The organism is Streptomyces sp. NPDC029296 (genome assembly GCF_055569255.1).
Genome location: NZ_JBVHXT010000029.1, coordinates 83612 through 108558, shown reverse-complemented (window position 1 = coordinate 108558; position 24947 = coordinate 83612). Strand labels below are relative to the sequence as shown.

23 protein-coding genes, 1 tRNA gene and 2 pseudogenes are annotated in these 24947 nt (G+C 74.4%); 15 read left to right on the top strand and 11 right to left on the bottom strand.

Features of this window, described 5'->3' with window-relative positions; genetic code table 11:
* Nucleotides 1-8 precede the first annotated feature (8 nt).
* The 3 genes from ACZ4W9_RS24945 to ACZ4W9_RS24935 all read right to left on the bottom strand — a co-directional run bounded on the left by ACZ4W9_RS24945 (nt 9) and on the right by ACZ4W9_RS24935 (nt 2650).
* Nucleotides 9-824, bottom strand: a complete 816-nt coding sequence (locus ACZ4W9_RS24945; RefSeq protein WP_467939416.1) for a chaplin — start codon at nt 822-824, stop codon at nt 9-11.
* A 114-nt stretch (nt 825-938) separates the two neighbouring features.
* Entirely contained in the window at nt 939-1172 is a 234-nt protein-coding gene (gene chpH, locus ACZ4W9_RS24940) for a chaplin ChpH (protein WP_467939414.1), read from the bottom strand.
* 152 nt (nt 1173-1324) lie between these two features.
* Nucleotides 1325-2650, bottom strand: a complete 1326-nt coding sequence (locus tag ACZ4W9_RS24935; RefSeq protein ID WP_467939412.1) for a M20/M25/M40 family metallo-hydrolase — start codon at nt 2648-2650, stop codon at nt 1325-1327.
* A gap of 215 nt (nt 2651-2865) precedes the next feature.
* On the opposite strand from ACZ4W9_RS24935, the gene ACZ4W9_RS24930 reads away from it, so the two are divergent.
* A tRNA-Leu gene (locus ACZ4W9_RS24930) sits at nt 2866-2953 on the top strand.
* Between the two features lie 64 nt (nt 2954-3017).
* Here ACZ4W9_RS24930 and ACZ4W9_RS24925 read toward each other — a convergent pair.
* Entirely contained in the window at nt 3018-4322 is a 1305-nt protein-coding gene (locus tag ACZ4W9_RS24925) for a phosphoribosyltransferase family protein (protein ID WP_467939410.1), read from the bottom strand.
* Between the two features lie 12 nt (nt 4323-4334).
* Complete coding sequence (locus tag ACZ4W9_RS24920) at nt 4335-4646, bottom strand: dsRBD fold-containing protein (RefSeq protein WP_467939408.1); 312 nt, start codon at nt 4644-4646, stop codon at nt 4335-4337.
* A 99-nt stretch (nt 4647-4745) separates the two neighbouring features.
* Here ACZ4W9_RS24920 and ACZ4W9_RS24915 point away from each other — a divergent pair, with 99 nt between their 5' ends.
* Nucleotides 4746-5123, top strand: a complete 378-nt coding sequence (locus ACZ4W9_RS24915) for a YchJ family protein (protein WP_467939406.1) — start codon at nt 4746-4748, stop codon at nt 5121-5123.
* Nucleotides 5124-5167: 44 nt separating this feature from the next.
* Here ACZ4W9_RS24915 and ACZ4W9_RS24910 read toward each other — a convergent pair whose 3' ends face one another.
* Nucleotides 5168-5869 (bottom strand): FadR/GntR family transcriptional regulator, encoded by a 702-nt coding sequence (locus ACZ4W9_RS24910; RefSeq protein WP_467939404.1) that lies wholly within the window; start codon nt 5867-5869, stop codon nt 5168-5170.
* Between the two features lie 140 nt (nt 5870-6009).
* Between ACZ4W9_RS24910 and ACZ4W9_RS24905 the strand changes: the two genes are divergently transcribed.
* A complete protein-coding gene (locus ACZ4W9_RS24905; protein WP_467939402.1) occupies nt 6010-6537 on the top strand; it encodes a gluconokinase in 528 nt (175 codons plus the stop codon).
* A 36-nt stretch (nt 6538-6573) separates the two neighbouring features.
* Complete coding sequence (locus ACZ4W9_RS24900) at nt 6574-7971, top strand: GntP family permease (protein ID WP_467939400.1); 1398 nt, start codon at nt 6574-6576, stop codon at nt 7969-7971.
* A 193-nt stretch (nt 7972-8164) separates the two neighbouring features.
* Here ACZ4W9_RS24900 and ACZ4W9_RS24895 read toward each other — a convergent pair whose 3' ends face one another.
* The gene (locus tag ACZ4W9_RS24895; RefSeq protein ID WP_467939398.1) at nt 8165-9145 is read right to left on the bottom strand and encodes a hypothetical protein; all 981 of its coding nucleotides are present in this window, start codon (nt 9143-9145) and stop codon (nt 8165-8167) included.
* A 395-nt stretch (nt 9146-9540) separates the two neighbouring features.
* Between ACZ4W9_RS24895 and ACZ4W9_RS24890 the strand changes: the two genes are divergently transcribed.
* The 4 genes from ACZ4W9_RS24890 to ACZ4W9_RS24875 are packed head-to-tail and all read left to right on the top strand — an operon-like array spanning nt 9541 to nt 11743.
* Nucleotides 9541-10437 carry a DMT family transporter gene (locus ACZ4W9_RS24890; RefSeq protein ID WP_467939396.1) on the top strand — a complete coding sequence of 299 codons (897 nt, stop codon included), beginning with the start codon at nt 9541-9543 and terminating at the stop codon, nt 10435-10437.
* 53 nt (nt 10438-10490) lie between these two features.
* The gene (locus ACZ4W9_RS24885) at nt 10491-11006 is read left to right on the top strand and encodes an NUDIX domain-containing protein (protein ID WP_467939394.1); all 516 of its coding nucleotides are present in this window, start codon (nt 10491-10493) and stop codon (nt 11004-11006) included.
* Nucleotides 11007-11027: 21 nt separating this feature from the next.
* Nucleotides 11028-11420, top strand: coding sequence for a YidH family protein (locus ACZ4W9_RS24880; RefSeq protein ID WP_318204379.1), 393 nt, complete (start codon nt 11028-11030; stop codon nt 11418-11420).
* Nucleotides 11417-11743: a DUF202 domain-containing protein gene (locus tag ACZ4W9_RS24875; RefSeq protein ID WP_467939392.1), complete on the top strand. Its 327-nt coding sequence runs from the start codon at nt 11417-11419 to the stop codon at nt 11741-11743. Before ACZ4W9_RS24880 ends, ACZ4W9_RS24875 begins: the two co-directional genes overlap by 4 nt.
* 40 nt (nt 11744-11783) lie before the next feature.
* Here the strand turns inward: ACZ4W9_RS24875 and ACZ4W9_RS24870 are convergent, their stop codons facing one another.
* Nucleotides 11784-12728: an NADP-dependent oxidoreductase gene (locus ACZ4W9_RS24870; RefSeq protein WP_467939390.1), complete on the bottom strand. Its 945-nt coding sequence runs from the start codon at nt 12726-12728 to the stop codon at nt 11784-11786.
* A 317-nt stretch (nt 12729-13045) separates the two neighbouring features.
* On the opposite strand from ACZ4W9_RS24870, the gene ACZ4W9_RS24865 reads away from it, so the two are divergent.
* From ACZ4W9_RS24865 to ACZ4W9_RS24845, 5 genes are all read left to right on the top strand, one after another.
* Nucleotides 13046-14068, top strand: a complete 1023-nt coding sequence (locus ACZ4W9_RS24865) for a phosphotransferase family protein (protein ID WP_467939388.1) — start codon at nt 13046-13048, stop codon at nt 14066-14068.
* A gap of 5 nt (nt 14069-14073) precedes the next feature.
* On the top strand, nt 14074-15288 hold the full coding sequence (locus ACZ4W9_RS24860) for an acyl-CoA dehydrogenase family protein (protein ID WP_467939386.1): 1215 nt from the start codon (nt 14074-14076) through the stop codon (nt 15286-15288).
* Between the two features lie 109 nt (nt 15289-15397).
* Nucleotides 15398-17077, top strand: coding sequence for a PucR family transcriptional regulator (locus tag ACZ4W9_RS24855; protein WP_467939384.1), 1680 nt, complete (start codon nt 15398-15400; stop codon nt 17075-17077).
* A gap of 213 nt (nt 17078-17290) precedes the next feature.
* Entirely contained in the window at nt 17291-18640 is a 1350-nt protein-coding gene (locus tag ACZ4W9_RS24850; RefSeq protein ID WP_467939382.1) for a type III PLP-dependent enzyme domain-containing protein, read from the top strand.
* 11 nt (nt 18641-18651) lie between these two features.
* Nucleotides 18652-18858, top strand: coding sequence for a hypothetical protein (locus tag ACZ4W9_RS24845; RefSeq protein WP_467939380.1), 207 nt, complete (start codon nt 18652-18654; stop codon nt 18856-18858).
* Here the strand turns inward: ACZ4W9_RS24845 and ACZ4W9_RS24840 are convergent.
* From ACZ4W9_RS24840 to ACZ4W9_RS24830, 3 genes and pseudogenes are all read right to left on the bottom strand, one after another.
* Nucleotides 18855-19067 (bottom strand): annotated as a pseudogene (locus ACZ4W9_RS24840) (IS5/IS1182 family transposase); the annotation flags it as partial. The gene ACZ4W9_RS24845 and the pseudogene ACZ4W9_RS24840 sit on opposite strands and share 4 nt — an antisense overlap.
* A 129-nt stretch (nt 19068-19196) precedes the next feature.
* Nucleotides 19197-19311 (bottom strand): annotated as a pseudogene (locus ACZ4W9_RS24835) (transposase); the annotation flags it as partial.
* A gap of 93 nt (nt 19312-19404) precedes the next feature.
* The gene (locus ACZ4W9_RS24830; protein ID WP_467939378.1) at nt 19405-20778 is read right to left on the bottom strand and encodes an erythromycin esterase family protein; all 1374 of its coding nucleotides are present in this window, start codon (nt 20776-20778) and stop codon (nt 19405-19407) included.
* Between the two features lie 690 nt (nt 20779-21468).
* Between ACZ4W9_RS24830 and ACZ4W9_RS24825 the strand changes: the two genes are divergently transcribed.
* Nucleotides 21469-22311 (top strand): ABC transporter ATP-binding protein, encoded by an 843-nt coding sequence (locus ACZ4W9_RS24825; RefSeq protein WP_467939376.1) that lies wholly within the window; start codon nt 21469-21471, stop codon nt 22309-22311.
* Nucleotides 22308-24833, top strand: coding sequence for an ABC transporter permease (locus ACZ4W9_RS24820; protein WP_467939374.1), 2526 nt, complete (start codon nt 22308-22310; stop codon nt 24831-24833). Before ACZ4W9_RS24825 ends, ACZ4W9_RS24820 begins: the two co-directional genes overlap by 4 nt.
* Nucleotides 24834-24947: the final 114 nt, after the last annotated feature.

The following is a 24947-nucleotide window of genomic DNA, read 5'->3' as shown; positions in this document are numbered from 1 at the left end:
CCGTGCCGTCACCGTGCGGTGCGGGCCCTGCGGTACAGGACCGTGCCCGCCAGCAGCGCGCCCGCGCCGACCGGGATCGCGATGCCGAGCGGCACGTCACCGCCCGTGTGCGCGAGTTGGCCCTCGGCCACCGGCTGTGCGGAGCGGCTCGCGTGGGCCGTGACCCGGGACCCGCCGTGGGGGGCCGGGGTGTGCTCGCGGGGCGGGGTGCCCGTGCCGGGGTGTCCGGGCTTTCCGGGCTCGGCCGGGCGGCCCGGCTCGCCGGGGGTGCCCGGCTTCCCCGGGAGGGCGGGACGGCCCGGCTCTCCCGGCTTCCCGGGCTGGCCCGGCTTTCCCGGCTGTCCGGGGCGGCCCGGCTCTCCCGGTCCTCCCGGCCTGCCGGGCGGGGTGCCGTACCCCCCGTCGTCGGCGCAGTCGTTGCCCACCGCGGCGTTGCCCACCCCGATGACGTCGACGCTGTTGCCGCACACGTTCACCGGGGCGTCGACCGGCACCTGGACGGTGTTGCCGGAGCCGACGCCCGGCGAGCCGCCGGTACGGCCGTGCGCGTGCGAGCCGCCGGGCCGGCCCGCCGGGGTGCCGGCGTGGTGGCCGCAAGTGTTGCCCACCGACGGGTTGAGCAGTCCGACGACGTTCACGGTGTTGCCACAGATGTTCACCGGAGCGTGCACCGGCGCCTGCACCGTGTTGCCGGACAGTACGCCCGGTGAGCCCCCGGCGGTGCCCGTCGCGCCCGAGTCGGCGTGTGCGTAGCCGCTCGCGGCGGCGATCACGCCGGTCGCGGCGGCCATGGTCATCAGGCCCTTGCGCGTGCCCTGTCGCATGCTGGATTCCCCCTGCCTTCCGTGCTTTCATTCTTGGAAGCCGGTCGGCCCCGGAGCGCGTGACGTGCGCTCCGGGGCCGACGGCTCGTGAAGGGCGCCCTCAGGGAGCCGACGTCACTTGTTGACGCAGGCGTTGCCGAAGGCGGGGTTCAGCACGCCGATCACGTCGATCGTGTTGCCGCACACGTTCACCGGGACGTGGATGGGCGCCTGGATGACGTTGCCGGACACGACACCCGGGGAGCCCACGGCGGCACCCTGGGCGCCGGAGTCGGCGGCGGCGAGGCCCGCACCCGCGAGGACCAGACCACCCGTGGCAGCCGCAGCGGCGACGACCTTCTTCAACATTGTTCCTCCTAGTTGACAATGCGACCCCAAGGCGCGGGATCACATCAGATGCAACGAGGAGGAACCAATGAAGCTACGAACTGATCGTCGCATTCACCCGTCTCAGCGCGTCTCGTACGACTGCCCGAATGTCGGACCGCGCGCCCCGGTCCTCAGGACGCGTCGATGAACCGGTCGAGCACCCGCACCCCGAACCGGAGCCCGTCGACCGGCACCCGCTCGTCCACGCCGTGGAACATGCCGGCGAAGTCCAGCTCCGGCGGCAGCTTCAGCGGGGCGAAGCCGAAGCCCCGGATGCCGAGGTCGTCGAAGGACTTGGCGTCGGTGCCGCCGGAGAGCATGTACGGGATCGCCTTGGCGGTCGGGTCCTCGGCGAGCAGCGCGGCCTGCATGGCCTCCACCAGGGGGCCGTCGAAGCCGGTCTCCAGCGCCTTGTCGGAGTGCACGTCCTCGCGGCGGACGTGCGGGCCGAGCAGCCGGTCCAGGTCGGCGAGGAACTCCTCCTCGTGACCGGGCAGGAACCGTCCGTCGATGTGCGCGGTGGCCTCGCCCGGGATGACGTTGACCTTGTAGCCGGCGTTCAGCTGGGTGGGGTTGGCGGTGTTGCTCAGGGTCGCGCCGATCAGCTTGGCGATGCCGCCGAGCTTGGCGATGGTGGCCTGCATGTCCTCCGGGTCCAGCTCGGTGCCGAGCGCGTCGCCCAGTTCGTCGAGGAAGGCCCGGGTGGTCTTGGTCACCCGCACCGGGAACGTGTGCCGGCCGACCCGGGCGACCGCCTCGGACAGCTCGGTGATGGCGTTGTCACGGTGGATCATCGACCCGTGCCCGGCGGTGCCGGCCACGGTCAGCTTCATCCAGTGCATGCCCTTCTCGGCCGTCTGGATCAGATACAGCCGCCGCTGGTCGTCGATGGTGAAGGAGAAGCCGCCGACCTCGCTGATGGCCTCGGTGACGCCCTCGAACAGCTCGGGGTGGTGGTCGACCAGGTAGCGGGCGCCGTACGTGCCGCCGGCCTCCTCGTCGGCGAGGAAGGCGACCACGATGTCCCGCGGGGGCCGGCGTCCGCCGCGCAGCCGGTCGCGGACGACCGCGAGGGTCATGGCGTCCATGTCCTTCATGTCGACGGCGCCGCGGCCCCACACGCATCCGTCCGCGACCTCCCCGGCGAACGGGTCGTGGGTCCAGTCGACCGCGTTGGCCGGAACGACGTCCAGGTGGCCGTGGATGAGCAGCGCGGGCCGGGACGGGTCCTCGCCCTCGATCCGGGCCACCGTGGAGGCGCGGCCGGGGTGCGACTCGTAGATCTTCGGTTCCAGTCCGACCTCGGCGAGCTTCTCGGCGACCCACTCGGCGGCCTTGCGCTCGCCGGGGCCGGAGTGGTCGCCGTAGTTGCTGGTGTCGAACCGGATCAGCTCGCGGCAGAGGTCCACGACCTCGTCCTCGCCGGTGACGGTCCTGGCCGTGCCCGTCTCGCTCACGATGCTTCCTCCCGCTGTCACTGCTGGTGGTCCTCCTCATCCTCTCTCCGCCCGGCCCCGGGCCCAAGACCGGACCCGGCCTGTGACACGCCGTTCACGTGCGGCCGCCGCCGGGACGGGGGGTGATCGGACACCCCCGAAAGCCTGGTAATGTTTCCTTCGTCGCCGCGAGGGAAACCCCGCCCAAAGGGAAGATCTCGCACGACAGACACCTTGTCCGGGTGGCGGAATGGCAGACGCGCTAGCTTGAGGTGCTAGTGCCCTTTATCGGGCGTGGGGGTTCAAGTCCCCCCTCGGACACCAGCAAGGCCCCTGCTCTGCAGGGGCCTTTCGCGTGCCTCCGGGCGAGGGACGGCACGGCGGCGGCCTACACGTGCGCGGGTGCCATGTGGTCGGTGAACCACGCGCACGCCAGCTCGGTGACCCGCTCCAGGGTGCCGGGCTCCTCGAAGAGGTGGGTGGCGCGCGGGACGACCGCCAGCCGGTTCTCGCAGCGCAGCCGGGCCTGCGCGTCCCGGTTGAGGTCGAGGACCATCGGGTCGGCGCCGCCGACGACGAGCAGGGTGGGGGCCGTCACCTCGGGCAGCCGGGCCCCGGCGAGGTCGGGCCGGCCGCCGCGGGAGACGACGGCGGCGGGCCGCGCGACGGGGTCGGCGGCGGCCCACAGGGCGGCCGCGGCGCCGGTGCTGGCGCCGAAGTAGCCGAGGGCGAGCCCCTCGACGTCGGGTTCCTCGCGCAGCCAGACGGTGGCGGCCAGCAGCCTGGCGGCCAGCAGTCCGATGTCGAAGACGTTGCCGCGGTCGCCCTCCTCCGCGTCGGTGAGCAGGTCGAACAGCAGGGTGCCGAGCCCGGCGCGGTGCAGTCCCTGGGCGACGAAGCGGTTGCGCGGGCTGTGCCGGCCGCTGCCGCTGCCGTGGGCGAAGAGCACGACGCCGGTGGCGCCGTCGGGCACGGTGAGCCGGCCGCCGAGCCGGACGGCACCGGCGGCCACCGTGACCTCCCGGGTGCCGGACGCGGCGCCCGCGGCGTGCCGGTGGCGTTCGGCGGCCCGCCGCAGACAGGCGGTGACCTCCTCGTCCCGCACCTGGGTGAAGTCGGCGTAGAACTGGCCGACGGCGGCGAAGTCCCAGGGGGTGTCCAGGGACACCAGCTCGTCGGCGTCCTCGCCCAGGCGGCGGGCGAAGTCGCGGGGGGCGACCGGGACGGCGAGCACGATGCGGGCCGCGCCCCGGGCGCGGGCGATGCGGCAGGCGGCCCGGGCGGTGGAGCCGGTGGCGACGCCGTCGTCCACCACCACGGCGGTCCGGCCGGCGACGGGGGCCGGGGGTGCCGCGCCCCGGTAGCGCGCGCTGCGCTCGGCGAGGACCCGGCGCTCGCGTTCCTCGACCGCCGCGAGATCGTCCGGTCCCACGCCGGTGCCGCGCAGCACCTCCTGGTTGATCACGCGGACGCCGTCCTCGCCGATCGCGCCCATGCCCAGCTCGGGCTGGTAGGGGACGCCGAGTTTGCGCACCAGGAGGACGTCCAGCGGCGCGTCGAGCGCCTCGGCGACCGCCGCGGCGACCGGCACCCCGCCGCGGGGCAGTCCGAGCACCACCACGTCCTGGCCCCTGAGGTACTCCAGGCGCTCACCCAGCCGCCGTCCGGCCTGCAGACGGTTCGCGAAACGCACGGCGGCACTCCTTCACTCGCGGGACAGCCAGAGCGGGACCGGGCCGTCCGTGCCCGCCGCTCCGGTGGCCTTCATGTCGCCGTCGGCGGCGCGCAGCAGCAGGCGGCCCATGGCGATGAGGGCGCGCCCGGCGGCGAGTTCGTCGCCGATCTCGGGCATCGCCCGGTCGTAGGGGTTGCGGCGGGCCTCGGCGTGGCTCTCCAGCACGTTGTCCCCGGTGTCCAGGACGATCCGGGCCGTGGTGTCCGGATCGTGCTCGGACAGGTACAGGTTCAGCCGCCACTCCTTGACGGCGGGAGGCCGGCTGCTCAACGGTCCGGTCATCCTCGACCTCTCCTCCCTGTGCCGGTGTGCGGTCCAGCTCTTCCACTGTGCACCCGGCCCGTGCCGGGCGCCTCCGCTGCCGGCGGGCACAATGGGCGCATGACCTCGCGCGACTGCCCCTGCGGACTCCCCGGGACCTACGACGCCTGCTGCGGGCGCTTCCACGCGGGGCGGGCCGCCGCGCCGACCGCGGAGCTGCTGATGCGCTCGCGGTACAGCGCGTTCGTGACGGGGGACGCGGGGTATCTGCTGCGCACCTGGCACCCGCGGACCCGGCCGGGGCGGCTGGACCTGGATCCGCGGACGCGGTGGACGGGGCTGGAGATCCTGGACACGGCCGACGGGTCGGCGTTCCACACCACGGGCACGGTGGAGTTCCGCGCCTCCTACCGGGGCGGCACGCTGCGCGAGCGGAGCCGGTTCGAGCGGGTGGACGGGGCGTGGGTGTACGTGGACGGGGAGTTCCCGGAGGACTGACCGGCCCCGCGGCGCCCCGCCGCCGCTCAGCGGGCCACCGCCGCTCAGGGGACCAGGACGTCCAGTTCCTGGAGGGCGCCCGCGGTGATCTCGCGGGTCAGTTCCTCGGCGCGGGCGGCGTCCCGGGCGCGGACGGCCTCGGCGAGCCGCACGTGCAGGGTGACGGCGGCCGGGTCGGGGTCCTCGAACATGACCTCGTGCCGGGTGCGGCCGCTCAGCACCTCCGCGACGACGTCGCCGAGGCGGGCGAACATCTCGTTGCCGGAGGCGTTGAGGATGACCCGGTGGAAGGCCACGTCGTGGAACAGGTACTCCTGGAGCCGGTGGCCGCGTGAGTGGGCGACCATGCCGAGCGCGCACTCGGTGAGTTCGGCGCACTGCTCGGCCGTGGCGTGCTGGGCGGCCAGGCCCGCCGCCACGGGCTCGACGGCGGAGCGCAGCACGGTGAGCGAGCGCAGCTGGTGCGGGCGGTCGGCGCCGGCCAGGCGCCAGCGGATGACCTGCGGGTCGTAGACGTTCCACTCGGCCTTGGGGCGGACCGTGACGCCCACCCGGCGGCGGGACTCGACCAGGTGCATGGACTCCAGCACGCGGACCGCCTCGCGCATCACGGAGCGGGACACCTCGAAGTGCTGGGCCAGTTCGTCGGTCCGCAGGACGCTGCCCGGCGGGTACTCGCCGGACGTGATCGCGGGGCCGAGGGTGTCCAGTACATGGCCGTGCAGCCCCCGGCCCCGTGTGCTCATGCACTCAGCGTACGACTTGGATCACAGAGATAAAAAGTCAGACTTATACGTCACAGTCTCTTGAATTCGTCGTACCTAATGGGTTTCAGTGTGGCGACGCCGCAGTGGCGTCGGATGTCGAGGAAGACAGCGAGGCAGTGATGCGAACCCCCCAGGTCGTCGTCGTGATGGGCGTCGCGGGGACGGGCAAGACCACGATCGGTCCCTTGCTCGCCGCGCGGCTGGGCGTCCCGTACGCCGAGGGCGACGACTTCCACCCGCAGGCCAACATCGACAAGATGTCGGCCGGGATCCCGCTCGACGACGCCGACCGGTGGCCGTGGCTGGACGCCATTGGGCACTGGGCGCACGGCAGGGCCGGTCTGGGCGGGGTGGTCAGCAGCTCCGCGCTGAAGCGCTCGTACCGCGACCGGCTGCGGTCCGTGGCACCCGGGATCGTGTTCCTGCACCTGACGGGCGACCGGCGGCTGATCGAGGAACGCATGTCCCGGCGGCAGGGCCACTTCATGCCGACCGCGCTGCTGGACTCCCAGTTCGCCACCCTCCAGCCGCTCCAGGCGGACGAGGCGGGAGTCGCCGTGGACGTGAGCGGCGGCCCCGAGGAGATCACCGAGCGCGCCGTGCGCGCCCTCGCGACGCTTCCCGACCCCGCGGGCAGCTCCAAGTAGCACCCCAGAAACCCCCGTAACCGCAAGGAAACCCCCGTGACCAGACTCAGCGTCGAGATGCTGGCAGCGGACGCACCTCCGCCGATCACCTCCGCCGGACACGCACAGCTCGGCATCGCCGTCCTGGTGGGCATCGCCCTCATCGTCCTGCTCATCACCAAGTTCAAGCTCCATGCCTTCCTGGCGCTGACCATCGGGTCGCTGGCGCTCGGGGCAGTCGCCGGGGCACCGCTCGACAAGGCCATCACCAGCTTCACCAGCGGGCTCGGCTCCACGGTGGCCGGCGTGGGCGTCCTGATCGCGCTCGGGGCGATCCTGGGCAAGCTGCTCGCCGACTCCGGCGGCGCGGACCAGATCGTCGACACGATCCTGGCCAGGGCCGGCGGGCGGGCCATGCCGTGGGCGATGGTGCTGATCGCCTCCGTGGTCGGCCTGCCGCTGTTCTTCGAGGTCGGCATCGTGCTGCTGATCCCGGTCGTGCTGATGGTCGCCAAGCGCGGCAACTACTCCCTGATGCGCATCGGCATCCCGGCGCTGGCCGGTCTGTCCGTGATGCACGGCCTGATCCCGCCGCACCCCGGCCCGCTGGTCGCCATCGACGCGGTGAAGGCCAACCTGGGCGTGACCCTGGCGCTCGGCATCGTGGTCGCCGTCCCGACCGTGATCATCGCCGGTCCGCTGTTCTCCAGGGTCGCGGCCCGCTGGGTGGACGTGCCCGCCCCCGACCGGATGCTGCCGCAGCGCGCCTCGGAGCAGGTGGAGCGCCGTCCGGGCTTCGGTCCGACGCTCGCCACCATGCTGCTGCCGGTGGTGCTGATGCTGGCCAAGGCGCTGGTGGACATCGTCGTCGACGACCCCGCGGACCACACCCAGCGCGTCTTCGACGTCATCGGCTCCCCGCTGATCGCGCTGCTCGCCGCCGTGATCGTCGGCTTCTTCACGCTGGGCCGGCCCGCCGGGTTCACCCGGGACCGGCTCCAGCAGACGGTCGAGAAGGGCCTGATGCCCATCGCCGGCATCCTGCTGATCGTCGGCGCGGGCGGCGGCTTCAAGCAGACGCTGATCGACTCCGGCGTGGGCCGGATGATCCTGGACATCTCCGAGGACTGGTCGATCCCGGCGCTGCTGCTGGCCTGGCTGATCGCGGTGGCGATCCGGCTGGCGACCGGCTCGGCGACGGTGGCGACGGTCTCGGCGGCCGGCCTGGTGGCGCCGCTCGCGGCCGACATGTCGACCGCCCACACGGCCCTGCTGGTCCTCGCCATCGGTGCGGGCTCGCTGTTCTTCAGCCATGTCAACGACGCCGGCTTCTGGCTGGTGAAGGAGTACTTCGGGCTGAACGTCGGGCAGACCGTCAAGACCTGGTCGCTGATGGAGACGATCATCTCGGTGGTCGCGGGCGGCCTGGTGCTGCTGCTGTCCCTGATCGTCTAGGGACACGCCGCTCACCCGGCGACACGTCGATCGCCGAGGGACGCGCCGGCCGTGGTGTCCACGGCCGGCGCCCGTCGGCCGGGAGCGCCACGGCGGGCCGGCTCATCGCCCGGGGGAACCCCTCGGCCGATGGGCCGGCCCTTTGTCGTTCGCGTCGTCCCCGCCCGCGCCGTCCGCCCCGTCACCCGCCCCGTCACCGGTGCCCGAACGCGCGGGCGCGGGCCGTGCGGAAGGCCGTCAGCGGGTCCCGGTGGGCGTAGGCCCAGGGGGCCGGGGTGGCGTGGTCGCCGATGCGCTGGAACAGGGCCGCCGCCTCGGCCGGGCGGCCGGCGCAGGACAGGGCGAACGCCAGGTGGTTGAGGTCGACGAGGCGGCGCGGGTGTTCGTCGTGCTCCCACTCCAGCCACCAGTCGAAGGAGGCGCACAGCACGCGCCGGGCCCTCGGGCCGCACCAGTGCCGGGAGGCGGCCGGGTCGGCGGGGGCCAGGCCGGCGGCGGTGAGGACCCGGTACCGCTCGGCGTAGGCGATCACCGGCAGGACGGCCAGCGGGGAGTCCGCGGGGGCCTCGGCGGCGGCCCGTTCGGCGGCGTCGTACACCTCGTGGGCCTCGGCGCGGGCGTCGCACCCGGGCCGTTCGGCGAGGCAGGCGATCAGCAGGTGGTGGGCGTGGTGGTGCTCGGGGTGGCGGCGGCGCAGCTCGGTGAACGCGCCGAGCAGGGCGCCCTCCGGGCCGAAGGCGCGGGCGAGCAGGAGCAGCCCGAGCCAGGGGGTGGGGTCGGCGGGGGCGAGCGCGGCGGCCTCGGCGCAGGAGTCGCGGGCCCGGCCGGGGTCCTCCTCGCCGCGCACGGCCCGGTGGACCAGGGCCAGGGCCGCCAGGGTGGCGGCGTCGGCGCAGCCGGGCTCGGCGGCCAGCCAGTCGTCCGCCCAGGCGGTGGCCCGGGGGTCGCGGGCGAGGGTGGTGAGGCGGTGGCCGCGGCGGTCCCAGTCGTCGCCGGTGTGCGCCAGCAGGGAGCGGGCGGCCTGCCGCCGGCCCTGGGCCAACGCCGCCCGCGCCGTGCGCAGGTCGGCGTCGTCGAGGGCGGCGTCGAAGGCATCGCGGACGCCGGGGGCACTGTCGCCGGACGGGTCCGGTGCGGCCCGGCGCGCGCCGAGCAGAGGCGGGGAAGGGGGCACCGCGGGCTTCCTGTTTCTCGGGCTGCCATCGACCGATCACGCACAGCAAACCCCCCGCCAAGGGTCGCGTCAAGCGGGACGAGGCTGGTAGCACCTTCAACTTCCCCGTCCGGCAGGGCACTTGGATCCTCCCGGCGCAGGTGGGCCCCGTCACGGGTGTGAACGCGGAGAATTTCCTGTGGCGTATGCCATGCCCGTGTGCCCCGCCGTACCGGGCCGTACGCCCCGCGATCCGCGGCGCGGATGTGGCGTGCGCCATGGCGCCGCGCGCCCGGGTCGCGGACGATGGCGTGCGACTGCCCGATTCCGGGTACTTCCGGGGCATTGCTGTCCCCGTGGCGCTACAGTCGGCCACTACCCGCCCGTGGTCCGGCCGGATGATCGAGGTACACAGCGTGTCCGTTCTGGTTCTGCTCCTCGCCGTGAGCGCGGCCTGCTGCCTGGGCTTCGGGTTCGTGCTCCAGCAGAACGCGGCGCAGCGGGCGCCGCTCGGCGACTTCCTCTCCTTCCGGCTGCTGCTCGACCTGATGCGGATACCGCGCTGGCTGGGCGGCCTGGCGCTGATGGTGGCCGGCATGGTGCTGGGTGCCGTCGCCCTCGGCAAGGGCGAGATCTCGCTGGTGGAGCCGCTGCTCGCGACCAATCTGCTGTTCGCCCTCGCCCTCTCCCGGCACCAGAGCGGACAGCCGCTCGGCCGCCAGGGCTGGGCCGGGCTGCTGCTGCTCGCGGGCGGGGTCAGCGCGTTCATCATGGCGGGCGAGCCGCGGGCCGGCACGGCCGTCACCGATCCGCTGCGGCACTGGCTGATCATCGGCTTGGTGGTGGGCGCGGCCCTGCTCCTGACGGCGTACGCCAAACGCTCCCGGCTGAGCGGCGGCCCGGTGCTGCTGGCGCTGGCGGCCGGGCTGCTGTACGGCGTCCAGGACGCGCTCACCCGGGTGAGCGGCACCCGCTTCTCCGACGGCGGCCTGACCGGGCTGCTCACCGGCTGGCAGCCGTACGGCGTGGTGGCCTGCGGGGTCACCGGGCTGGTGCTGGTGCAGAGCGCGTTCGAGACGGCCCCGCTGCGCATGTCGCTGCCCGCGCTCACCGCGGCCGAGCCGCTGGCCGGGATCCTGTGCGGGGTGGGCTTCCTCGGGGACCGGCTGCGCACCGACACCGGGGCGCTGGCCTGGGAGGCGGCCGGACTCGCGGCCGTGGTGGGGGGCATCGTGCTGCTCGGGCTGCACCCGGCGATGCCCTGCGGCACGGGCGAGGCGGAGCCGGAGACCCCGGACCTCCAGCGCCGCTGACCCGGCCCCCGCCCGCACCCGTGCCCGGCACGGGCCCTGCTTGGATGGCGGGCATGAATCCTGCTGACGAGATCCTCGACATCGTCGACGAGCACGACCGGGTCGTCGACCGGCGCCCGCGCGGCGAGGCGTACGCCCGCGGGCTGCGCCACCGCTGTGTGTTCGTCCAGGCCCGGGACGCGGCCGGCCGGCTCTTCGTGCACCGGCGCACGGCGACCAAGCTGGTGTTCCCGTCCCTGTACGACATGTTCGTCGGCGGAGTCGTCGGCGCGGGCGAGTCCTACGACGCGGCGGCGCTGCGCGAGGCCGAGGAGGAGCTGGGCGTCGGCGGGCTGCCGCGGCCGTCGTATCTGTTCAAGTTCCTCTACGACGACGGCGCCGGGAACAGCTGGTGGTCGGCGGTGTACGAGGTGCGCTGCGACCTGCCCGTGCGCCCGCAGGCGGAGGAGGTGCAGTGGCACGCCTTCCTGCCCGAGGAGGAGGTCGAGCGGCGGCTCGGCACCTGGGAGTGGGTGCCGGACGGGCTGGCGGCGTACGAGCGGCTGCGGGCGTTCCGGGCGACCGGGTGACCGCCCGGTAAGGTCGGCCGGGTGAGCGGATTCGTGCGGAACATCCGGCTGTGGTTCGCGCCGGAACGGGTGCGGGAGGAGGGCGGCACGCCCGACTACCGGTTCTCGCTGGCCAACGAGCGGACCTTCCTCGCCTGGCTGCGCACCGCGCTGGCGCTGATCGGCGGCGGATTCGCGGTGGACCAGTTCCTGCCCGACCTGCGCTGGGCCTGGCGGGCCGGGCTGGCCCTCGCGCTGCTCGCCGCCGGGGTGCTGTGCTCCCTGCGGGCGGTGAACCACTGGGTGCGCTGCGAGCGGGCGATGCGGCGCGGCGAGGACCTGCCCGCCTCCCGGTTCCCGGTGCTGCTGAGCCTGGTCGTCGCGGCGGTGGCCGTGGCGATGGTCGTGGTGGTGCTGGTGGGGTGGGAGGGGTGACGGCCGGCCCGGAGGCGGCGGTCCGGGACCCCGGGCTCCAGCCCGAGCGCACCCGGCTGGCCTGGCGGCGTACGACGCTGTCGTCGGCCGTGGCCACCGTGCTGGCCGTGAAGACCGCGCTGCACGCGGGGCCGTCGGCGGCCGGGGTCCTCGCGTGCGCGGCGTGCTGCGCGCTGTGGCTGGGTTTCCTCGGGGTGGCCCACGCCCGCCTGCGCGCCCTGTCCACGACGCCCCGCCCGCCCGCGCTGGCCCCCCGGCAGGCGACGGCAGCGGTCCTGTGCGCGGTCGCGCTGGCGGTGTGCGCGGCGGTGCTGGTGGTGTAGGCAGGCGGCGCGCTCCGGCGCCCGGCCGCCGTACGGCGTCCTACGGTTCGCCCCGCTCCCGCTCCACCGTGACCACGATCTTGCCGCGGGTGTGGCCCTCCTGGTTCAGCCGGTGGGCGTCCGCCGTGCGCTCCAGGGGGAACGTCTCCTGGACGTTGACGGACAGGACGCCCTGGTCCGCCCACTCCGACAGGCACGCGAGGTCCTCGGGGTCCGGGCGGACGAAGACGTACCGGCCGCCGTACTCCCGCACCTCCTGGTCGGCGATCGAGGCCAGCCGGCCCTCCGGGGCGAGCAGGTTGGCCGAGACCTTCAGGGTGTCGCCGCCGACGGTGTCGAAGACCGCGTCCACCCCCTCGGGGGCGAGCCCGCGCACCCGTTCCGCCAGGCCCTCGCCGTAGGTCACGGGCTCGCCGCCCAGGGAGCGGACGTAGTCGTGGTTGGCCTCCCCGGCCGTGCCGAGGACCCGGGCGCCGAGGTGGGCGGCGATCTGGACGGCGAGCGAGCCGACTCCGCCGGCCGCCGCGTGCACCAGGACGGTCTCGCCCCGCTTGACCTCCAGGGCCTTGACCAGCACCTGGTAGGCGGTGAGGCCGGCCAGCGGGAGTCCGGCGGCCTCCTCGAAGGACAGCGTGCGCGGCTTGCGGGCCAGGGTGCGCACGGGTGCGGCCACGTACTCGGCGCAGGTGCCCCGGGAGAGGAAGTCCTCGCGGACGTAGCCGATGACCTCGTCGCCGGGCGAGAACTCGGTGACGGAGGGGCCGGGCCGGACGACGACCCCGCTGACGTCCCAGCCGGGGACCACCGGGAAGACGGCGTCCAGCACCGGGTCCAGATAGCCCTCGCGGCACTTCCAGTCGACCGGGTTGACGGCCGCCGCGCGCACCTCGACCAGCACCTGGTCGGGACCCACCGTGGGATCGCGCAGCTCGCCGTACTCCAGCACCTCGGGTCCGCCGTAGCGGCGGTAGCTGATGCCCTTCATGCCCTCGACCCTCCGGGGTACTCGTGTGCCGCGCAACCGGGGTGATCCGCGCGCGGCCCGTCGTCCCCACCCCGTACCCCCGGAGGTGGGCGCCATGACCGCCCTCCACCGGGAACACAGCGCCCACGGGGGCGACCGGGACGACCGCCGGCCCGGACCGCGCGGGCCCGCGGCTTCCCGGGCGGGTGGCGCGGGAAGCCGCGGGCTTATCGTGGGCCGTGTCACGTTCGGCGCGATCTTCCCTTCCACACTGGACGGCATACCGACCGGTCGGCATCATGAGTCTGGTCCTGTGCACCCGTCCCTAGGAGTGATGTATGAGCGCCGACCACCCGCCCGGGCTGGACCTGGACCGGCTGCGCGACCTGCTCGACCGCGAGCGCCCCGGTCTGGTGCACGGCCCGCTGACCGGACGGCTGATCGAGGGCGGACGGTCGAACCTCACCTACGCGCTCTGCGACACCCGCTCCCGGTGGGTCGTCCGCCGCCCCCCGCTCGGCCATGTGCTGGCCACCGCGCACGACATGAGACGCGAACACCGGGTCATCAGCGCCCTGCACCCCACCCGGGTGCCGGTGCCGCGCCCGGTGCTGCTGTGCGAGGACGAGGAGGTGCTCGGGGCCCCCTTCTACGTGATGGAGTTCGTCCAGGGCACCCCGTACCGCACCGCCGGCCAGCTCGCCCCGCTCGGCCCGGAGCGCACCCGCGACGCGGTGCTGTCCCTGGTGGACACGCTGGTCGAGCTGCACGCCGTGGACCCGGCCGAAGTGGGCCTCGCGGACTTCGGCCGCCCGGAGGGCTTCCTGGACCGGCAGCTGCGCCGCTGGGGCAAGCAGCTGGACGCCTCCCGCAACCGTGACCTCGCGGGCATCGACGAGCTGCACGCGGCGCTCGGCCGCGCCCTGCCCGCCTCCCCCGCCCCGGCCGTCGTGCACGGCGACTACCGCCTGGACAACGTACTGATCGGCGACGACGACCGGATCAAGGCGATCCTCGACTGGGAGATGTCCACCCTCGGCGACCCGCTGACCGACCTCGGCCTGCTGGTGATGTACAGCCGGCCGCTGGACATGCCCGACTCCCCCGTTTCCACGACCGCCGGGGCGCCCGGGCACCCCTCGCCCCGGGAGCTGGTCGAGCGGTACGCCGAGCGCTCGGGACGGGACGTGTCGGCCGTCTCCTGGTACGAGGCGTTCGCCTGGTTCAAGCTCGCCGTGATCCTGGAGGGCATCCACTACCGCTACACGCTCGGCCAGACGGTCGGCCGTGGCTTCGACCGCATCGGCGACCTCGTTCCCGTCTTCATCCACCACGGACTGACCACCCTTCAGGAAGGCTGACCTCCATGGACTTCGCGTTCGACGCGCGTACGGAAGAGCTGCGCGCCCGGCTGCTCGCCTTCATGGACGAGCACGTCCACCCGGCCGAGGCGGTCGCCGAGGAGCAGCGGGCCGCGCTCGCCTCGCCGTGGGACACCCCGGCCGTGGTGGAGGAGCTGAAGGCCGAGGCACGCCGGCAGGGCCTGTGGAACCTCTTCCTCCCGGACGCCGAGCACGGCGCCGGGCTGACCAACCTCCAGTACGCCCCGCTCGCCGAGATCACCGGCCGCTCCCCGCACCTCGCGCCCACCGCGACCAACTGCGCGGCGCCGGACACCGGGAACATGGAGGTGCTGGCGCAGTTCGGCACCGAGGAGCAGAAGAAGCGGTGGCTGCGGCCGCTGCTGGACGGGGAGATCCGCTCCGCGTTCGCGATGACCGAGCCGGAGGTGGCCTCCTCCGACGCCACGAACATCACCACGCACATCGAGCGGGACGGCGACGAGTACGTCGTCACCGGCCGCAAGTGGTACATCTCCGGCGCGATGAACCCGGACTGCGCGATCTTCATCGTGATGGGCAAGACGGACCCGGACGGCGCCGACATCCGCCGCCAGCAGTCCATGGTCCTGGTCCCCCGCGACACCCCGGGCGTCACCGTCACGCGCGCGATGCGGGTGTTCGGCTACGAGGACCACGCGCACGGCGGCCACGCCGAGGTCGTCTTCGACCGGGTGCGCGTGCCGGTGACGAACCTCGTCGGCGAGGAGGGCGGCGGTTTCGCCATCGCCCAGGCCCGGCTCGGTCCCGGCCGGATCCACCACTGCATGCGGCTGATCGGCATGGCCGAGCGGGCGATCGAGCTGATGTGCCGGCGGGCGGTGTCCCGTACGGCGTTCGGCAAGGCGCTGGCCCAGCAGGGCGTCGTACAGAACTGGATCGCCGACGCCCGGGTCACCGTCGAGCAGTTGCGGCTGCTGGTGCTGAAGACGGCCTGGCTGATGGACACCGTCGGCAACAAGGGCGCGCACACCGAGATCCAGGCCATCAAGATCGCCACTCCGCGCGCGGTGGTGGGCATCCTGGACCGGGCGATCCAGCTGCACGGCGCGGGCGGCGTGAGCCAGGACTTCCCGCTGGCCGAGCTGTACGCGAGCGCCCGCACGCTGATGCTCGCCGACGGCCCCGACGAGGTCCACCAGCGGTCGCTGGCGCGCCGGGAGCTGAAGAGGTACCTCTGACCCCGTCACCGGGCGCGGCGCCGACCCATTGAGCGTGCGCCCGGTGTGTGGTGTCGTACCTCTTCCGGGGGTGGCCGGGATACGGCCGCCGGTGGGACGAGGGGGAAGCGTGACCGAGGCGCGGGACCACGCGGAGTGGGAGACGGCCGCCGGGCCCGGGGTGACCCTGGAGCGGCTGCTGTCGGTGGTGGGCTCGGGGGCCCTGGAGCTGGACACGGCGCCCGGCGGGCCGGCCGTGGCCGTCGGCGGCGCCACCGTGCTCGATGTGCTGGCCCCCGAGATCCGGCCCCGGGAGCTGGTGCTCGCGGTCGGTGTCGCGGCCGGGTCGGCCCAGGCGGTGGACGTGGTGCGGCGGGCCGGTGCCGCCGGGGCCTGCGGGGTGGTCTTCGGCCCGGAACGCCCCGAGGGGACCCTCGGCGCCCTGCGGTCGGCGGCCCACGAGGCCGGTACGGCGGTGCTGTTCCGCACCTGGTACCGATGGGAGGAGCTGGTGGCGGTGCTCCGGGCCGGGCTCGCCGCGGCGGGGGTGCCGCCGTTACCGGCCGCCCGGGGCCTGGTCCTGGGCGACCTCGACGGGCTGGCCGACGCGGTGGCCGCCCTGGTCGGCGGTTCGGTGACCATCGAGGACACCGAGTCGCGGGTGCTGGCGTACTCCTCGACGGAGGAGAACGTGGACGAGATGCGCCGGCTGACCATCCTCGGGCGGCGCGTGCCGGCCTGGCGGGTGGCCGCGATGCGCGACGCCGGCTTCTTCCGCGCCCTGTGGACCACGGACGACGTGCTGCACCGGCGTGCCCAGGGGGACAACCCCGAGCGGCTGGTGTGCGCCGTGCGCGCGGGCGGCGAGGTGCTGGGCTCGGTCTGGGTGGCGGCGGTCGCGGGCCGGCCGCTGTCCCCGAACGCGGCGGAGGCGCTGCGCGCCGCGTCCCGGGCCGCCGCCCCGCATCTGCTGCACCACCGCACGCGCGGCGCCGACAGCCGGCTGGTGGAGGACGCGGCACGCGCCCTGCTGGAGGAGCGCGGCTCGGCCGAGGTGCTGGCCGAGCGGGCCGCGCTGCCGGCGCGGGAACCCTGCGCGGTGCTGGCGGTGGGCACCGGGACCGGCGCGTCCGGGCCGGACCCGGCCGGTGAGCCGTCCCGGATGTACGCCCTGCTGGCCCTGCACTGCGCGGCCCTCGGCCACCGGATCGTGGTCGTGCCGGCGGGCGGCCGGGCGCTGGTCCTGGTCAGCGCGCTGGACCGGGACGCGGACCGGGCCCGGGAGCAGGTGACGGCGCTCGGCACCTCGCTGACCGCCCGGCTGTCGGCGGCCACCGGCGCGTCCGTGCGGGCCGGGCTGGGCGAGGTGGTGCCGGCGCTGGCCGGGGCCGCGCGGTCGCGCCGCAGCGCCGAGCAGGCGCTGAAGGCGCTCACCCGGACCGGGGGCGCACGCGGTGTGGCGTGGGTGGAGGACGTGGCCGACACGATCGGCGTGCTCCAGGTGCTGGAGGCGCTGCGGGAGACCGAGCTGCCGCCGGGGACATCGGTTGCGCGGCTGGCCGCGTTCGACGCCGAGCACGCCGGCAGTCGCCTCGTGGAGTCCCTGCGGGCCTACCTGGACCACTTCGGCGACGTGCCGGCCGCCGCGCGCAGCCTCTCGCTGCACCCGAACAGCATGCGGTACCGGCTGGGCCGTATCACGGCGGTGTCGGGGCTGGACCTCGCCAGCCCGGACGCGCGGCTGCTGGCGCAGCTGCAACTGCGCCTGGCTCTCGGGGACCCGGAGCCGGGGCGGGGCCCGGGAGCGTGACGGGCCTTCGTGCGGACGCACCACCGAAGGGGCCGTTCCCCGTCGCCGCGCACGAAGGGGCCGCGCACGAGGGGCGCTCCCCCGGTGCGGCCCCGGCCGCGGCGGGTATGCCTGTGCGGAACCGACGAAGACGGCCCCCGGGTGCGGCGAGCAGCCTGGTCGTGTGCCCGGGGAAACGGCCCCGGGCCGCCGTCCCACACCGGAAGGTGCACCATGACCGCTGTGTCCCGTGCCGCCGCGCGCCGCGAGCACGTCCTGAAGGAAGCAGTGCGGCGGGGCCTGCTCGACGCGGAGCGGGCCCCGCTGGCCGCCTTCGTGGACCTCGACGGTGTCGCGGCCACGGTCCGGGCCCTGCACGAGGCGTTCCCCGGCGCCCCCGAACTGCCCGGCGTCACCCACACGTTCGCCGCGAAGGCCAACTGCCTCGTGCCCGTGCTGCGGGAGCTGGAACGGCGGGGCATGGGCTGCGAGGTCGCCACCGGCGGTGAGCTGGCCCGGGCGCTGGCCGCCGGGTTCCCGGCCGACCGGATCGTCTTCGACTCCCCTGCCAAGACCCGTGCCGAGCTGGCCCGGGCCCTGGAGCTGGGGGTGGCCGTCAACGCCGACAGCTTCCAGGAGCTGGAGCGGATCGCCGCGCTGCTCGCGGGCCGCCCCTCCGCGTCCCGGATCGGGGTACGGCTGAACTGCCAGGTCGGCGGCGGGGCCATCGCCGCGATGAGCACCGCCACGAGCACCTCCAAGTTCGGTGTGCCGCTGACGGATCCCGGCAACCGGGAGCGGCTGCTGCGGGCGTTCGCCGCGTATCCGTGGCTGACCTGGGTGCACACCCACACCGGGTCGCAGGGCTGCCCCCTGGACCTCATGGCGCGCGGGGTGGCGCAGGCGGTGGAGTTCGCCGACCAGGTGACGGCCGTGTTCGGCGCGGGCCGGGTGGAGGGCGTCGACATCGGGGGCGGGCTGCCCGTGAACTTCGCCGACGACGAGGTCACCCCGACCTTCGCCGACTACGTGGCGCAGCTGCGGACGCACGCCCCGGGGCTGTTCGCGGGCCGGTACCGGGTGGTCACCGAGTTCGGCCGCTCGGTGCTGGCGAAGAACGGGTTCCTCGCCGCGTACGTCGAGTACACCAAGAACGCCGGGGGCCGGCCGATCGCCGTGACCCACGCCGGGGTGCAGGTCGCCACCCGGACGGTGTTCAGCCCCGACGCCTGGCCGCTGCGGATCGAGGCGTACGACGGGCGGGGCGCGGCCCGGCGGGAGCGGGCCGTGCGGCAGGACATCGCCGGCCCGGCCTGCTTCGCGGGCGATCTGCTGGCCCGGGACCGGGCGCTGCCGCCGCTGCGGCCGGGCGACCTGGTGGTGGTGCCGGACACCGGCGCCTACTACTTCTCCACGCCGTTCCACTACAACAGCCTGCCCGAGCCGGCCGTGCACGGGGTCCGGACGGACGCGGCCGGCCGGGTGGAGTTCACGCTCGTGCGGCCCGCCGAGGACCCGTGGCGGCTGACGGAACGGGACGGCGTGCCGCTCCCGGAGCCGGTCCCGGCCGGCAGGGCCCGGTGAGGAGTGACGCGGTGTCCCGGGCCGATCCCGGGCGGCCCGGCGGGGACGGGCCGCTCCTGACCCAGCGCGCCGCCATCGTGTTCCTGCTGGGCGCGCTGGCCGGCGTGGGGGCGGCCGTCCTGGCGGCGCTGGCCGGCAGCGCCTGGCCGGTCGCGGTGAGCGCGGGCGCCGGGACCGCCGCCCCGGCGGTGCTGTTCTTCAAGCAGATCATCGGCTAGGACTTGTCCGGGCGATCACGTGCTTGCCAGATGACGAGGGCTGCCGCAGTGACGGTGCCGAGGAGGACGTACCCGCGCTTGTCGTAACGGGTCGCGACCGCACGGGAGTTCTTCGGCTTGTTGATGGCCCTCTCGACGGTGTTGCGTTTCTTGTACCGGTCCTCGTCGAAGCCTGGTGGCCGACCGCCGCGTGATCCCTTGCGCAGGCGGGCGGCCTGGCTGTCGGGTTTCTTGCGGGGCCCGCCTCGGCCGATCCGCGGGACTCGGATCTTCTCCAGTACGGCTGTGAACCGGGTGCAGTCCGCCCTCTGCCTTTCAGGAAAGGGCTGGTGGCGGATGGGTGCGAGCGCCGGCCGCGTGCTGGTGGGCGCGCACGGGGGTGGAGTCGACCGAGATGTCCCAGTCGGCCTCACCGGCCGCGTCCGCCTCAGCCTGGACCTGCCGAAGCAGGCGCTCCCAGGTCCCGTCGGCGGACCACAGCCGGTGGCGTTCGTCGACCGTCTTCCATGGTCCGAACCGCTCGGGACATGGTCGGGCGGACAAGTCCTAGTTGAGCATGTGGGCGGCCTGGACCTGATGGAGGTGGATGAGGACGTCGTGGGTCTGGGTGAGGCGGATCCGGGGGGCGTCGGCGATGCCGGGGTAGGTGGCGCCGATGTTCTTGATGGTGTGGGGTTCGGCGAGCCAGGCGCGGGCCGCGGTAGGGGCGGTGCGCAGGTCGACGACGTAGTCGCGGTGGCGGACCTTGTCGAGGGTGTGTTCGGCGGTGCCGGGTGCGGCGGGTGCGGCGGTGAAGCGCTGCGGGGCGCCGTCGTGGCTGAAGGCGTTGAACGTGCCCTGGTTGAAGGTGAGGCCCACGCTCAGGTAGCCGGTGCCCAGTCGCTCGCGCAGGAACTCGCCCTGGACGCGGGGGTGGCTGGCGGGAGCGTAGGTCTTGAGGGCGGTGTGGCTGTTGTGGGCGGAGATCATGATCTTGCTGCCGGTGCGCTGCTGCCACCAGGCGATGTTGTCCGCCATGACGCGGTCGCGGTAGAGCATGGCGCCGGGGATGTCCCGGGGGTCGTCCCAGTCGAAGGCGTAGAGGGTGGTCATCTGGTGAATCGCGCTGGCGTGCTGCACGGCCCAGGCATGGGCGTCGGGGTCGGCACCGGGGTGCTGCCTGAGCAGGTCCACCGCACGGCCGGTCCGCTCGGCGATCGCCTTGCGCTCGGCGAGCGGCTTCGCGAAGTAGTCGTTGACGTAGGTCTCGGCGCTGATGGTGGGCCGCAGTCCTTGGTACAGCTCGGTGATCCGCGCGGCGAGTTCGGGGCTGGACGCGGCCGCGAACGTGTTCACCTTGTCGTACAGCTGCGGGCCGGCGAAGCCGTTGTCGTCGCCGACGAAGCGGACGGGGTCACCGGGGTGCTGGATGTTGTAGGAGCGCGCCCACTGGAGCAGGTCGCGGTACTCGGCGTTGTTCCACCAGCGGTAGGTGCCCTGGAACTCCTCGTCCATGATCTGCTTCAGGTCGCCCTCGCCCCGGGTGAGGTAGGCGTCGATCCGCAGTCCGCTGCTCCAGGCGGCTTCGAGGGCGAAGGTGCGGAAGCCCTTCTCCTCGACCAGGTACCGCAGCATCCGGTGCTTGAGGGTGACGAACTCGTGCGAGCTGTGGGTGGCCTCGCCCACGCCCACCACGGTGGCGTCGCCGACCATCGTGCCGAACGGGCGCAGGTCGGCGACGTTGCCGCGGGGTCCGGTGGTGCGCAGCGGGTGCGCCACCCGGTCGAGGGCGGCCTCGGGAGAGCGGAACGCGACGGCGTCGGGGGAGGCCGACGCCGCGGACGCGGCGGGCGGAGCGGCGGCGGAGGCGGCCGGAGCGACAGCCAGGGTGGCACCGAGCGGGACAAGCAGAGCGGCGAGCAGGAACTTGCGTGTGATCATGGCCCCAACCCTCGCCGCCCGGGAGCTCCTCGCACCATCCGCTGCACCCCCCGATCGGCCCGGGGGTTTGCCTCACCCGCCGACGGGCGGGGTGGTAGGACCCCGCTCCCGGTCGTGAACGGGCGTCAAGCAGGTCGCCCGGCTGGAGTCGAGCGGCTATCGGCGACTGGTGGTCGGCCCCCGTCGGCCGCCGTATCCGGCTGGCTTCTCTCTGAAGTCCCCCGGAGCTCCGCGATCGCCTGTCTCTGAGAGGTACCGCGGTTCGGGGAACGGCGGCAGAGTCGGCCCTGGCGCACAGCCCGGAGGCCGGGTGTTACTGCGCTCGCGCTGCGGCGCCGGCCTCAGTGTTCGAGCGGCTCCGGGACCGCGCGGCCGTACGCGGCGCGGAAGGGCCCTTGGTGCAGCGGCCTGCGAGGGCGGCCCGGCCGGCAGGCCTTCATCCGCCGGTGGTTCGTCGAGACGCCGGTGCAGCGTGCCTGGTCGGTCGTCAGCATCTCGCTGCGGTGGCCGCCTCATGGACCGGCTGGGCCGCAAGCGCCGGACTTCCCACCTGCGGTTTCCCGCCGCCGGGGAGTGGGGGGATAACCCCACCCCCGTTCCGCCGGTGGCCTGCATGGTCCGCGCGGCCCGTGCTTCCTAGGTTTGAGGACGTTGACGACGAGCGCCACAGAACCGAAGGAAGACCCCTCCATGGCACGCCACCGAGACCACAGGACCGACGGGCCCGGAACGGCCCCGTACACCGCGCACCCGTACGGCTCGGCCCCGCACCTCGGGGCCCCGTCCGCGGAGCCCGCGATCGAACTGCGGGGTGTGCGCCGGACTTACGGAAGCGGCGCGGCGACGGTGCACGCGCTGCGCGGGATCGACCTGGCGCTCGCCCGCGGCAGCTTCACCGCCGTCATGGGCCCCTCCGGCTCCGGCAAGTCCACCTTCCTGCAGTGCGCGGCGGGCCTGGACCGCCCGGACGAGGGACAGGTCCGGCTCGGCGGCGAGGACATCACCACACTGAGCGAGGACCGGCTCACCAAGCTGCGCCGCTCCCGCATCGGCTTCGTCTTCCAGTCCTTCAACCTGCTGCCCTCGCTGAGCGTCGAGCAGAACGTGCTGCTCCCGCAGCGCCTCGCCGGGAAGCGCCAGGACCGGGCCAGGGCGCGGGAACTGCTCACGCGGGTGGGCCTGGGCGAGCACGCGTCGCGCCGCCCGGGACAGCTGTCCGGCGGCCAGCAGCAGCGGGTGGCGATCGCCCGCGCGCTGATCACTCACCCGGACGTGGTGTTCGCCGACGAGCCGACCGGCGCGCTGGACACCACCACCGCGCACGAAGTGTTGGGCCTGCTGCGGCAGGCCGTGGACTCGCTCGGCGCGACCGTGGTCATGGTGACCCACGACCCGGTGGCCGCCTCCTTCGCCGACCGGGTGCTGTTCCTGGCCGGCGGCGCGATCGCGGACGACCTGCCGTACCCGACCCCGCAGACCGTCGCGGACCGGATGATCGCGCTGACCGCCCGCCCGGTGGGAGCGGCGGCATGACGAACGGACTCGCCCGCGCCTCGGTGCGCTTCCGGCCCGGGTCCTTCGTGGGAACCCTGGTCGCCCTGCTGCTGGGCGCCGCCGTGGTGGTGGCCTGCGGCACGCTGCTGCAGACCGGCCTGACCGCGAGCCTGAAGCCCGAACGGTACGCCGCCGCCCCCGTGGTGGTCGCAGCCGACCAGGCGGTCAGGATTGAGCGCAAGAGCGGTGGGGAGACCGAAACCCAGGAGCAGGCCACCCCGGAACGGGCCCGCACGGACGCCGCGCTGGTCGGCCGGCTGACCGCCCTGCCCGCGGTCGCGGCGGCCCGCCCCGACACGGCCTTCCCGCTGCCCGCCGGGGAGAGGACACCGGCCATGACCGGCCGGGGCTTCGCCGCTCTCGGGATCGCCGGACCCGGCGACAAGCTGGTCGAGGGCCGCGCACCCGGCGCGAACGAGATAGTGCTGGACACCGACACGGCGCGTGCCGCCCGTCTCGCACCCGGCGCGAGCCTCGTGCTCACCGCGCCCGGCGGCACCGCGCACTACCGGATCTCCGGTCTGGCCGCCGCCCAGCAGAGCGGCCCCACCGCCTGGTTCGCCGACACCACCGCCGACCGCCTCTCCGGCCACCCCGGCCGCATCGACGCCATCGCGGTGCAACCCCGCGAAGGCGTTCCCACCAGCGAACTGGCGGCCCAGGTCCGCCGGGCCCTCGGCGGCGACGCCAGGACCTTCACCGGGGACGACCGGGGCACCGTCGAACACCCCGCCCTCAGCAGTGCCCGCAGCATGCTGACGGCCCTCGGCGGCACCTTCGGCGGCTACGCCACCATGACCGCCGTGTTCGTGGTGATGAGCACCATCGCCCTCGCCACGGGCCAGCGCGCCCGCGAATTCGCGCTGCTGCGCGCCATCGGCGCCACCCCACGCCAGATCCGCCGCACCATCGCCACCGAGGCGATGCTGGTGGCGCCCCTCGCCGCCGCGCTCGGCATCCTGCCCGGACTGGCCCTCGCCCGCTGGTGGTTCGGCCAGCTGGCCGACCGCGGCGCCGTACCCGCGGACGTCCGTCTCGACATCGGCCCGCTGCCGATGCTCGCCGCCGTGCTCCTGTGCACCCTCGCCGCGCTGACCGCCGGCTTCCTGGCCGCCCGCCGCCCCTCCCGGATGCGGGCCGCCCAGGCACTCGGCGACGCCGCCGTCGAAGCGCCCCGCCCCGGCAAGGTGCGCACCGTCCTCGGCGTGCTCTTCGCCGCCGGCGGCTGCACGGCCGCCGTCGTCGCCAACGCCCTGGACGGCGAGAAAGCCGCCCAGACCGCACTCGGCGTGGTGATGTGCTTCATGGTGACCGTCGCCCTGCTCGGTCCCCGGCTCGCCGCAGCGGCAGCCGCGCTGCTCGGCGCCCCGCTGCGGGCCGGCGGCGCGCCCGGCTCGCTCGCCGCCGACAACGCCCGCGCCAACGCCCGCAGACTGGCCTCCGCGATCACCCCCATCGTTTTGGTCACCGCCTTCTGCGGCACCCTGCTGATCCTGCAGAGCACCGTGCGCCACACCACCGGCGAGAACGTCAGGGCCGGCGTCACCGCCGACCACGTGATCGCCACCACCGGCCCCGGCCTGCCCGCCGGAACCGCGAAGTCGGCCGCCCGGGTGCCCGGTGTGGACACCGCCATCGGCCTGCTGCGCACCGGCGTGGTCTACGAGAGCGGCGACATGCTGAGCTCCGCCCCCGCCCTCGGCGTGGGCGGCGACCCGGCCCGGCTGCCGAAGGTGCTCGACCTCGACGTGCGCACAGGTGCCCTCGCCGACCTCGGCCGCGCCCCTGACACGATCGCGCTGAGCACAACCCTGTCCGGCGCACTCGGCGCGAAGGTCGGCGACCGGGTGCCGCTGTGGCTCGGCGACGGCACCGCGGTCCGGCCCGCGGTGGTCGCGGTGTACGAGCGAGGGCTCGGCATCGGCCAGGCGCTGCTGCCGCGGGCCGCGGTCGCATCGCACGTCACCGCCGCCTACGACAGCCAGGTGCTGGTCGCCGCCGCGCCGGGCGCCGACCGCGCGGCCCTGGCCGCCGGCCTGGGCGCGCTGCCCGGGACGGCCGTGACCGACCGGGCCGGGTTCGTCGCCCAGGCGGACAAGGACCTGGAACTCAGCGGCTGGGCCAACACCGTGATGGCGGCCGTGCTCGGCGGGTTCGCCGCCGTCAGCGCCGCCAACACCCTGGTCATGACGGTGATCGACCGGCGCCGCGAGGTCGCGCTGCTGCGGCTGGCCGGCACCACCCGGCGCCAGGTGCGCCACATGATGCGCTGGGAGGCGCTGCTGGTGGCCGTGACCGGGCTCGCGGTCGGCGCGTCGATCGCCGGGCTCACGCTGGTACCCGTCGCCCGGGGCGTGACCGGCTCCGCCCCCCACGTGCCGCCGATGCTCGCCCTGCCACTGGCCGTCGGCACCGTGCTGCTCTGCCTCGGCTCGACGGGCCTGCCGGTGCGCGCACTGCTGCGGACCCGGCCGGCAACGCTGGGAACGGCACGCCAGTAGCGGAGTGCGGAAGTCGGGGGGGGGGGGGGGGGGGGGGGGGGGGGGGGGGGGGGGGGGGGGGAGCGTGGGGGGGGGGGGGTCCGCGTCTCCCCTCGTCTCCCCCTTCCTTTTCCC